The sequence below is a fragment of the Synechococcus sp. R55.7 genome (genome assembly GCF_047461955.1).
In the GTDB taxonomy this organism is placed as follows: Bacteria; Cyanobacteriota; Cyanobacteriia; order Thermostichales; family Thermostichaceae; genus Thermostichus.
This window is the reverse complement of the sequence record NZ_JANSIC010000034.1, coordinates 4437-14935: the sequence shown is the minus strand read 5'-3', so window position 1 is coordinate 14935 and position 10499 is coordinate 4437. Positions and strand designations below refer to the sequence as shown.

Annotated in this window: 8 protein-coding genes; 2 read left to right on the top strand and 6 right to left on the bottom strand. The window is 60.2% G+C overall.

Translation table 11 applies throughout. The annotated features are described in order from the left end of the window. Nucleotides 1-356 precede the first annotated feature (356 nt). The 3 genes from purD to NW820_RS03160 form a co-directional block, all read right to left on the bottom strand. Entirely contained in the window at nt 357-1652 is a 1296-nt protein-coding gene (gene purD / locus NW820_RS03170) for a phosphoribosylamine--glycine ligase (protein WP_414374038.1), read from the bottom strand. Between the two features lie 102 nt (nt 1653-1754). Next, on the bottom strand, nt 1755-2930 hold the full coding sequence (locus tag NW820_RS03165; RefSeq protein ID WP_414406655.1) for a glycosyltransferase: 1176 nt from the start codon (nt 2928-2930) through the stop codon (nt 1755-1757). Between the two features lie 83 nt (nt 2931-3013). Continuing rightward, nucleotides 3014-4303 (bottom strand): HD domain-containing protein, encoded by a 1290-nt coding sequence (locus NW820_RS03160; RefSeq protein ID WP_414406654.1) that lies wholly within the window; start codon nt 4301-4303, stop codon nt 3014-3016. A gap of 160 nt (nt 4304-4463) precedes the next feature. Between NW820_RS03160 and NW820_RS03155 the strand changes: the two genes are divergently transcribed. After that, the gene (locus NW820_RS03155) at nt 4464-5423 is read left to right on the top strand and encodes an SGNH/GDSL hydrolase family protein (RefSeq protein WP_414390498.1); all 960 of its coding nucleotides are present in this window, start codon (nt 4464-4466) and stop codon (nt 5421-5423) included. A 71-nt stretch (nt 5424-5494) separates the two neighbouring features. Here the strand turns inward: NW820_RS03155 and NW820_RS03150 are convergent, their stop codons facing one another. Further along, complete coding sequence (locus NW820_RS03150) at nt 5495-7330, bottom strand: ribonuclease J (RefSeq protein ID WP_414406653.1); 1836 nt, start codon at nt 7328-7330, stop codon at nt 5495-5497. 219 nt (nt 7331-7549) lie between these two features. Continuing rightward, nucleotides 7550-8470 (bottom strand): 4-hydroxy-tetrahydrodipicolinate synthase, encoded by a 921-nt coding sequence (gene dapA / locus NW820_RS03145; protein ID WP_011431720.1) that lies wholly within the window; start codon nt 8468-8470, stop codon nt 7550-7552. A 275-nt stretch (nt 8471-8745) separates the two neighbouring features. Here dapA and NW820_RS03140 point away from each other — a divergent pair, with 275 nt between their 5' ends. Further along, nucleotides 8746-9372 carry a nitroreductase family protein gene (locus tag NW820_RS03140; protein ID WP_011431721.1) on the top strand — a complete coding sequence of 209 codons (627 nt, stop codon included), beginning with the start codon at nt 8746-8748 and terminating at the stop codon, nt 9370-9372. 51 nt (nt 9373-9423) lie between these two features. On the opposite strand, the gene trpD is transcribed toward NW820_RS03140, so the two are convergent. Further along, a complete protein-coding gene (trpD, locus tag NW820_RS03135; protein WP_414329730.1) occupies nt 9424-10455 on the bottom strand; it encodes an anthranilate phosphoribosyltransferase in 1032 nt (343 codons plus the stop codon). Nucleotides 10456-10499: the final 44 nt, after the last annotated feature.

Sequence of the window (10499 nt, the reverse complement as noted above, 5' to 3'; positions counted from 1 at the left end):
CTCCTCTGCCATGCGCTGCCCCAGACGACCACCCCCAACCCCTCTTCCACCCTGGGAGAGGAAATGCCTGCTCTAGGGGATCCGGGTCCGCAACAGTTCAAGTGGGCTAATGGGGGATCCCCCTCGAGAGGGGAGAGACTCAGCTCAGCAATATCCGTGCCTAGTCAAAGCAGAGGGCTATTGTTAAGGAATCTAAAGTAAAGTTGAGCTTTTGATATCACTGTTGCCGTCTTGTTACCGAAAGCGCTATCGTCTAAGCATCAAAGCTTTTTTCAAAGCTGCTTTATGGGCCCTGGAGGAGCGACCCCTCTGGGGCTTCTTCCATCCGGCTGCAGCTGAGAGGGCAAGGGATGGCTTTATGGGGTAGGGATCACTCCTCGGCGGACGGCAGGCCCCAGGGCGTGGCTGCCGATGTCAGAACGGTAGTAGGCCTTGGGAAACTGCACTTGCTCCACAGCTGCGTAGGCTTGGCGCAGGGCCTCGGATAGGGTTGCCCCTTGGCCGGTAAGACAGAGAACGCGCCCGCCATCGCTCAGGAGCTGCTTGCCCGCCTGGCGGGTACCCGCGTGAAACACCAACGCCCCCGTGGTGGCAGCTGCATCCAAGCCGGAGATGGGGATCCCTCGCTCGTAGGCATCGGGATAGCCTGGGGCTGCCATCACCACGCAGGCGGCATAGCCGGGTTTCCATTTGAGCTGGATTTGGGCCAGCCGTCCTTCTATACAGGCCAGCAGCACCTCGTCCAAAGGGTTTTCCAGCAAGGGCAGGATGACCTGAGCTTCGGGATCCCCAAAGCGGCAGTTGTACTCCAACACGTAGGGATCCCCACTGGGCGTGATCATCAAACCGGCATAGATCACCCCCTGGTAGCGGATGCCCCGCCGTTGCAAAGCCTCCAGGGTGGGATCCAGGATCTGGGTTTGGATGCGGGCCAACCCTTCTGGAGTGACCAGGTGATCCGCAGGGGCATGAGCTCCCATGCCGCCGGTGTTGGGGCCGGTATCGCCCTCGCCAAGGCGCTTGTAGTCCTGGGCAGGTGGCAGCAGCACACAGATCTGGCCATCGGTTAGAGCCAAAACCGACACCTCCTGGCCGGGGATAAACTCCTCGATCAGCACCTGATCGCCCGGCTTGGCCAGGGCTGCTTCCAGGGCTTGCACGGCTTCTTCCCGGTTTTGGGCAACGGTTACCCCCTTGCCGGCAGCCAGTCCGTCTTTTTTGATGACCACTGGGAAACTCTGGGAGTCGAGATAGGCCACAGCGGCAGATAGCTCAGCAAAGCCGGTAGCGCGAGCAGTCGGGATCCCCGCCTCTTGCATCAATTGCTTAGCCCAGAGTTTGCTTCCTTCCAGTTGGGCAGCGGCGCGGCTAGGCCCGAAAATGGGCAACCCTGCTGCCTGGAAGGCGTCCACGATCCCCTGCACCAAGGGCAGCTCTGGCCCTACCACCGTCAGGCGGATCCCTTGTACGGTAGCAAACCGCACCAGGCCTTCAATGTCGGTAGCCGCCAAAGCCACGGATTGACAGCGGGGCAGCTGCTGCATGCCGCCGTTGCCGGGGGCACAGTAGATCCGAGTAACCTGGGGAGACTGCAACAGCTTCCAGGCCAGAGCGTGTTCTCGCCCCCCAGATCCGATGACCAGAGCCTGCATGGTGTGCTATTCCGCTGTTTCTAAACCCAGCTTGCCTGTTTTCCGAACATCCCCCATTAGACCATGTTCTTGTACCATTTCTGGGGTGTTGGCGCACTCCGGTCAGTGGACGGCGAGAGAACGGCCCCGCCAAGTCCAGTTGCGGCCGGTGGTGGTGCAGATGGCCGAAGCCAAGATGATGGCCGCTGTCGCCCAACCCCCCACTGCCGTTAGCCACCAGTAGCAGAGGGGCAGATGCGCCCAATGCCGGAGCAGAAGCCGGATGGCCAATTGGGCCAGGATCCCTGCCAAGCTGGCCAACAGCACCTCCAGGGATCCCGTAGCCCCAGCCAGGATCACCCCCAACCAGGGCAAGCTGCAGATCCCCAAGACCGTACCCATTGCCAACACCGCCAAGGCCCAGTTGCGCTCCAGGCCCAGGAACCAGTTTTTGGTCCACCCTTCCCAAAGGGCAGCCCCGTTGGCATACATGCGGCTGCGCACCCGCGGCCCTCCCAGGCAAATTTGCAGGCCCAACCCCTGGGCTTTGATCCGTTGCCCCAGGGCCACATCCTCGATCACCACATCGGCCACTCCGGCATGCCCGCCAACTTGCTCGTAGGCAGAGCGCCGAAACAGCAGGAAGGGACCAAAGGCAAAGGCTTTGGGGTTGTCGGGATCGTTCACGGCGGCAAAGTTGTAACCCACCGCCAGGATGGTCATCATGATGGGTTGCACCAGCCACTCCGCCAGGCAACCGCACACCAATTGCGGCCCTACACTCACCAAGCCGCTGCCGCTTGCCAGCAAATGTCCTAAGGCCGCTTCAATGGCACCGGATCCCAGCCGCACGTCGCAATCCAGAAACAGCAAGTAGTCGGCTTCTACGCGGGCGACGGCTTGGGCACAGGCCCAGTTTTTGCCCACCCACCTTTGGCCTTTGGGACGGGGATCCCCCTTGAGCAGGTGTAGGCGCGGATCTTGCCGTTCGGCAGCCAGGGCTTGGGCCAGCTCCCAGGTGGCATCCGTGGATTCATCGTCCACCAACCACACCTGTAAAGGGGCAGAGGTGCTGTCCAGAATGCTGCTCAGGCAGCCCACCACGTTCTCGGCCTCGTTGTAGGCGGGCACGATCACCGCCAGCCGCTCCATCCCGGCCGCGATTTCCCCTGCCTGTTCCGCCGGGGGATCCCTCAGCCAGGGGGAAGCCCGCAACGCTCGCCTCAGTTGCAGAGCCACTAGGGCAATCGCCAAAGCTGTTAAGGACAATACCCCCGTTAGGATTTCTCGGATCCCCACTCCTGCTTCCCTCGTTGTTTAGATGTGCTCAGGAACAGATTCCCACCTCTAATGCTCTAGCTCTGGGATGGCCCAATGATTTTCTAGGCAGACAAAACCCCCTCTACGATATCGCCATAGGGCCGGGGAAAGATTAGCCAGACCTGGCGCTGGGTTTCCACCAAGGCACGCACCAAAGGGGAAAGATGGGCAATTTCTTCATAGCCACGCTCGGTTTTGAGCTGGATCCCTTGGTCATAAAAGCTATAGCCCTGGACGTGGGCAGAGCGGATGCCCAAATAGCTTTCAGGATCCAGCCCATCCCGCAGCATTTTGGCCTGCACAGCAGCCACCAGGGTTTGGCGTTGCTCCTCAGACAACTGGGTAATGTTGCGGGCCTTAAACAAATCCCGATTCAAGTAGCGCCGCGACAGATCCGCCAAGATGGGATCCTTCCCCGACATGGCCCAGAGGCGCATGGGGTAGCTGAAGATGATATCGTCGGCAGCCAAGTAGAGGGGGAGCGGCAACTCGAAGGGATCCCCTTTTTGAGCCGCCAGCGAGGCCCAGCACCAAGCGCTGAGGATGGGATCCAGCTCAATCTCCCCCCTTTGCAGGAGCGCCTCTGCCCGCCTGAATAGCCGCTCCAAGATAAAACGGGCACAGAGGCTCTTGGGGTGCTGGTACACCTGGGTGTACATGAAATAGCGCACCACCAGGTAGTGCTCGATGGCCCCCAGGCCTTTGCGGGCGGGGATGGACAGGGATCCCGTCTCCGGGTCATAATCCAGCACCGTTAGGATGCGATCCAAGTCCAGGTGGCCGTATTGGGCACCCGTGAGCAGGCTATCCCGCATCAGGTAATCGAAGCGGTCGCAGTCCAGTTGGCTGGAGATGAGTTGCCCCACCAGCGGCAGGGGAAACTGCTTCTGCAGCACTTGCTGCATCTGGGCCGGCAGTTGGGAATCAAACTCCGCCAGCAGCGTCCTCACCTGGGGATCCTCCCGGAGAATGCGGGCCGTCCAAACCTCGTGCCGGCAGCCGAAGATCTCTTCCCCGGCATGGCTAAAAGGGGCATGGCCAATGTCGTGCAGCAGAGCCGAGGCCAAGGTTACCGCCCGATAGGGACGCAGCTCCGGGTGGCGATGGGCCAATTTGTCGAACAGCCGCCGCGTTACCTGCAGCACCCCCACCGAATGGGTAAAGCGGGATCCCTCTGCCCCGTGGAAGGTAAAAAAGGCCGTGTCCAACTGGCGAATGCGGCGCAGCCGCTGAAAGGCCGGTGTATCGATCAGGCGAATGAGCAGAGCCTCAACCGCGTCCCCTCCATTCAGGCTGATGGCGCCATGCAGGGGATCGTGGTAGGTGCGGGACTTGCAAAACCGTAGCGGCATACTCCCACCATACCTCGCCAATTTTGGGATCCTTGGCTAGCCTGTCTGGGGGTGCTTCCCGCCTCGCCCTATCTATGCCCGCTTTCCCATGCCTCTCTCTGCAAAGGATGCCAGCACCCGAACCCCAGAAAACTCGACTCCAAGACAACAAGACAGCTGGGTGTTCCTCCTCTCCCTGCTGATTTTGATACTCAGTTTGGGGCTAACCGGCTGCTCTGCCAGTTCTGGATCCCCTGTTGTGCCCAGCCCACCCACCCTCACCCGCTACGTTGCCCTGGGAGCCAGCGATGCCGTTGGCTACAACGCCTCCATTTCCTGTGATGGCCCAGCCAACGCCGCCGGCACTCGACCCCAGCGCTCAGAGCCCCTGGACTGCCCCAATGGAACGGGCTATGTGCCCCGCCTGGCTCGCTTGCTGCCCGGCCCAGTGGAGCTTATCAACCTGGGCCGTTCGGGAGCGGTGCTCAGCCCCGCCATGCAAGCCCTGAGGCAGGGGATCCCGGCCAATTTGCTGCAGGATCAAGTGCCGCGCCTTCCCCCCGATGCCACCCTGATCACCATTTGGGTGGGCGGAAACGATACCAACGCCATCGCTCTGGCGGCGGCTCAACGGGCTCTCCAAGGTGAGGATCCCTTGCCCTTCGTCGATCAGCAGATCCGACAATTCGCCGCCGATTACCAAACCCTGCTGCAAGCGGTGCGTGCCCGTGCCCCTCAAGCTCGCCTGGCGGTGGCCAACCTGCCCAACTTCGCCCTGATTCCTCTGGGTCAGCAGCAACCCAGCAGCGTGCGCCAACTGCTCTCCCTGATCTCGGTTGGCCTCACGCAACGGGCCATCAACCCCTTAAGCCAACAGGGGATCCCAGTGGTGGACTTGCTCTGCGATCCCCGCTCCTACCGACGCGAGTCCTTCTTTCCCGGCCCGCTGGCCGACGGCTTTCACCCCAACGACCGGGGCTACGCCGATTTGGCCGATGCCTTCTTGAGCGCCCTTCGGCAACCGCTCCCTCCCCAAACCCGCTGCCCTCCCTTTAGCGAGGTGGGATCCCTGCAACCAGATGCGGCGGCAGAGTCTGCCCTCCGCAGTTTTCTCACGGATGGATACAAGCCGGCACAATAGGAAGGATCCCTGCGCTCGGCAAGGGATCCCAAAGGCGCTTAGACGATCCAGCCACGGAGAACGGGCCAGTTTTAGGAAGCAGCTACCGCTGCCGAGGAACGCCGCCGCCGGCCCAGAGCACCCGCTACCGGCTCCGGTTGGGTTTCCACACTCAGGGAAGACACAGACTCCTCTTCAGGGGATTGCACAAAAACCGCCACCGTGGGCTTGCCGGGCAATTGTTCTCGCAAGAAACGGCGCACCACCCGCTCCACTTCGCCCTTAAGGCCGGCCCAGTCGATGTCCAGGCTGCCCCGCTCCAGCGAGCGAGCAAATTGGGGCCACGCTTGCCGAAGGGTGTTCTCCAGAAGGGGTTTCAGGTCGGATCCCTTGAGTTGGTTCCCTTCCCCCGCCAAGCCAAAGGTTTGCACCTGTGGGGTGCAGAGCAACTGGCCACTGCCGTCCAGGCTGATCACCACCGTCACCATACCGTCTTTGGCGATCTGCTGCCGCTCCTGCATCATCTCATCCATCACCACTCCATCGTGGGAAGCGGCGATCATCTGTAGGCCAGAGGGGACGCGGCCCGTGATGGCAATGCGCTCCCGGTTCACCTCCACCACATCGCCGTTGTCGATGATTACAATGTTTTCCCGCGGGATCCCCATGCTCATGGCGGTTTCGGCGTGCTTGACCAGCATGCGGTATTCCCCGTGGGTGGGAACGAAGAACTTGGGGCGGGTGAGGGCAATCATCAGCTTTTGGTCTTCCTGGCAGCCGTGGCCGGAAACGTGCAGGCCCTTGTCTTTGCCGTAAATGACATTGGCTCCCAGCTCCATCAGCTTGTCGATGACCCGCGAGACCGCGATGGTGTTGCCAGGGATCGGGTTGGCCGACCACACCACCGTGTCTCCTGGCTTGATTTGCAACTGCGGGTGCTCACCGTTGGCGATGCGGGTAAGAGCAGCCAGCGGTTCTCCCTGGGATCCGGTGGTGAGGATGATCACCCGGTCATCCGGCAGGCTGTTGATCACATGCATTGGCTGCAGCGTCTCGTCCTTGCAGCGGATGTAGCCCAAGCGCCGCGCATGAGCCACCACGTTTAGCATGGAGCGGCCCAGCAGAGACACCACCCGACCTTGCTGTTCGGCAATCTGCAGCACCAAGTTGAGACGATGTACCGAAGAAGCAAAGGTGGTGATGATCACCCGTCCCTTGGCTCCCGCAATGGCCTTGGTGAGACCGGGCACCACTGAGGCTTCAGAGGGGGTGAACCCCGGCACTTCAGCGTTGGTGGAGTCGCTGATCAGGCAGAGCACTCCCTTTTCCCCATGTTCGGCCAACCGCTGCAGGTCGAAGTACTCCCCATCCACGGGGGTATGGTCGATCTTAAAGTCGCCGGTCTGAATAATGACGCCCACAGGCGTGTGCAGAGCCACCGTAAAGCTATCGGCAAAAGAGTGGGTGTTGCGAATGAATTCGGCAAAAAAGTGCTTACTCAAGGGAACGATTTCACGGGGGCCAACAGGACGCAGCTCTGTGCGGTTGAGCAGGCCCACTTCCCGCAATTTCTCTTCCAGCAGCGCCAGCGCCAATCTGGGGCCGTAGATGACCGGAATATCAAATTCCCGCAGGTGATACGGGATCCCGCCGATGTGATCTTCGTGGCCGTGGGTAACCACCATCCCCCGCACTTTGTCGCGGTTTTGCTTGATGTAGGTCATGTCCGGCAGCACGATGTTAATGCCGTGCATGCTCTCATCGGGAAAAGCCAAACCGGCATCCAAGAGGATAATGTCGTCCTCGTAGCGGAAGGCCCATGTGTTTTTGCCGATCTCCCGTTCGCCGCCCAGCGGAATCATCTGAACGGAAGAGGTGGATTGTGGGGTTACAGAACGAGAAACAACTGAAGAACGTGGTGTTGGCATATGGGTTTAGATCCTCAACAGTAAAAAAACAAAAACAGAAATGGGCACAAGCTATCCCCGACAAAGTTGTGGGCGAAAGCCGCAACTCATCCATTTCCCAGGCCGGGGAAGAGCTTTTCAGGGAAAAAGCTACCTACCCACAGGTCAAACGCCACAAAAGAGCCCCTTGCAAACCCCTGAAAACCGTGGTCATGGCAGAAGCAAAGCCTAAAAATGCAATCATGAAACTTTCGTCGCCATTTGTTCGGATCCCTTCGATTCAGCCAGTAGGCCCATCTCTTCAAGCACCTGTCGCAAAACCTGCAGAGAACTGGGCTGTAGAGGCGCTAGGGGAAGGCGCGCCCGACCCACTCGCCAACCCTGCATCTCCAATGCGGCCTTAATCGGAACTGGGTTGGTCTCGATGAATAAAACCTTGAACAACGGAAACAGGCGCAGGTGGTGGGCCAAAGCTTGATCGTGTTGCCCCCTGATGTAGCTCTGGATCAGCTCCTGCAACTGCAACCCAACCAGGTGGCTGGCTACACTGACCACCCCGCTCCCCCCCAAAGATAGGAGCGGCAACGTCAGAGAGTCATCCCCTGAATAGATGGCGAAACGCGAGGGAGTGAGTCGCCGAATTTCCGAAGCTACATCCATCATACCACTGGCTTCTTTGATGGCGACAACCGTTTCCAATTCTGCTAATTGGGCTACAGTCTCCGGCTGTAAACTGGCCCCTGTCCGACTGGGAATGTTGTAGAGCAAGATGGGCAGGTCACTGGCTTGGGCGATGGCCTTGAAGTGCTCATAAAGGCCGGCCTGGGTAGGCTTGTTGTAGTAGGGCACCACCTGCAGAGAGCCATCCAAACCGAGTTGAGCGGCCTTTTTTGTGGCTTCAATGGCCTCACGGGTGGAGTTGGATCCCGTCCCGGCGATCACCTTAGCCCGACCGGCCACGGCATCTCGCACCACGCGGAACAGCTCATACTCCTCTTGCCAGGTTAGGGTGGGAGATTCGCCTGTGGTGCCACAGACCACCAAGCCGTCACTGCCGTGGGTTGCCAAGTAATCGGCCAAACGAGCGGCCTCATCGTAGTTAAGCTCCCCCTCATCAGTAAAGGGGGTAACCATGGCCGTCAGCACTCGACCGAAGTTCACCGATTGCTTCTCCCCATCAACCACACCAATCCGACGATTAACCGGGCGACCCAGATGAGACCAGTTTGTTTTTCCATCATACCTGCCTTTGCGTTAGGGATCCCGCTTGCCTGCCCTGCCAAGGCCCAGTTTGTGCCTCACCCGGTTGCCACAGGCTGGATAAAAGGGAGATAACAAAGAAGACAGACCGTTTGAACACGGAATGTATAGCCATTTGCCAATCCTGCCCCTACCTTTGGGGGGAGCAGCCTTTCTACCGACACTTGAGGATCCCTATGGACGCCCTAACTGCCCTGAAAGAGCGCATTTCCGCCGACAAATTGGATCCCAGCCGCCGTTTATCGGAAGCGGAGATCCGAGAGCTGGTGGCTTATGCTACGGAAGCTCCTTCTTCCTTCAACATTCAGCACTGGCGGTTTGTTGCGGTCACCGACCCGGAAGACAAAGAGCGCCTCAAATCTCTGGCCTACAACCAACAGAAGGTGGCGGATGCATCGGTGGTGTTTATCATCCTGGGGGATCTGCGGGGGTATGAGAAACTGCCTGAAATTGTGCAAAGAAGCGTTGCTGCCGGGATCCTCCCCCCCGAAAAAGCGGAAGGCTGGGTGAACATGGCCCAGGCAACCTATCTCCACAATCCCACCTTGGCGCGGGATGAAGCGATTCGCTCTGGGGCGATGGCTGCCATGGCGCTGATGATCGCGGCTCAGGCCAAGGGTTTGGTGAGCGGGCCGATGATCGGCTTTGATCCGGAAGGGGTAAAGCGGGAGTTCGGCATTGCCGACCGCTACGTGCCGGTGATGCTGCTGGCGGTTGGATATGCGGCAGCGGGTAACCTGCCGCGCAAGCCTCGCTTGGGGGTGGATGAAGTTCTGGCCTTTGGGCGAGGGCGGGAGTTTTAGCCCTAGGCTCAGGTGGGATCCCTGTCGCCCTCTCCTGGGCTCCTACCGGCATCAAGCCTTGAGAAAATGAACCAGCTGTTGTAAGCGATCCCAAGCGGCACCCCTGGCGAGAATCTCGCGAGCTTGGGCGATCCCGGCTCTCCAATCGGGGGCCACTCCGGCCACCTGCAGGGCCAAAGCAGCATTCAAGGCCACCACATCCTGCTGGGCAGGCGTCCCGGATCCCTGGAGAACTTGGGTGAGGATGGCGGCATTTTCCGCCACATCCCCCCCCTTGAGAGCTTGGGTGGGTGCCAGGGTCAGCTCGTAATCTGCAGGGTTCAAGACTTCCGTCCGTACCAGCCCACCGGACAGGATGCCCAGATCGGTGGGTTGATCCAGACCGGCCTCGTCGAGACCTTCGCGGCTGTGCAACACAATGGCCCCTTCCCGTCCCAACAGGCGCAGGGCCTCTGCCATTACCGGCACCAGCTCCTGGGCGTAAACCCCGATCACCTGGCGGTTGGGATAGAGGGGGTTGACCAAGGGCCCCAACAGGTTGAAAATGGTGCGAACCTTGAGGGCCCGCCGATAGGGGATCACCGCCCGCATGGCCGGGTGCCACTGGGGAGCAAACAAAAAGGTGATGCCCACTTCCGCCACAGCCGCCCGCACCCGCTCTGGCTCAGCCCCCAAGTTCACCCCCAGGGCCTCCAGCACATCCGCCGAGCCGACCTTGCCAGAGGCGGAACGGTTGCCATGTTTAACCACCGGGATCCCGGCTGCACTGACCACAAAGGCCACCGCCGTGGAAATGTTAAAAGTGCCGGCCCCATCGCCGCCGGTGCCACAGGTATCCACCAGGAGAGGCAAGTCCAGCGGGGATCCCAGCGAAGCCCGCTGTAGCACTCGTGCCATGCCGGCCAGTTCACCAGCGCTCACACCCTTGGCTTGCAGGGCCGCCAGAATCGCCCCCGACACCACATCTGGCACTTGGTTCTGGAGCCAACCGTTCATCAACTGTTCAGCTTGGGCTTCGCTGAGAGATTGCCGATCCAGCAACTGCCCCAAAAGCTGTGGCCAAAGGTCAGCCGTTTCCGTCATGGGTCGGGATCCTGGGTGTCAGCGGGTACTTATAGTAGCGTATC

What these genes read in the sequence shown, in the direction of transcription:
- purD (WP_414374038.1), bottom strand. Translation starts at nt 1,652, where the DNA reads ATGCAGGCTCTGGTCATCGGATCTGGGGGGCGAGAACACGCTCTGGCC.
- NW820_RS03160 (WP_414406654.1), bottom strand. Translation starts at nt 4,303, where the DNA reads ATGCCGCTACGGTTTTGCAAGTCCCGCACCTACCACGATCCCCTGCAT.
- NW820_RS03150 (WP_414406653.1), bottom strand. Translation starts at nt 7,330, where the DNA reads ATGCCAACACCACGTTCTTCAGTTGTTTCTCGTTCTGTAACCCCACAA.
- NW820_RS03140 (WP_011431721.1), top strand. Translation starts at nt 8,746, where the DNA reads ATGGACGCCCTAACTGCCCTGAAAGAGCGCATTTCCGCCGACAAATTG.
- trpD (WP_414329730.1), bottom strand. Translation starts at nt 10,455, where the DNA reads ATGACGGAAACGGCTGACCTTTGGCCACAGCTTTTGGGGCAGTTGCTG.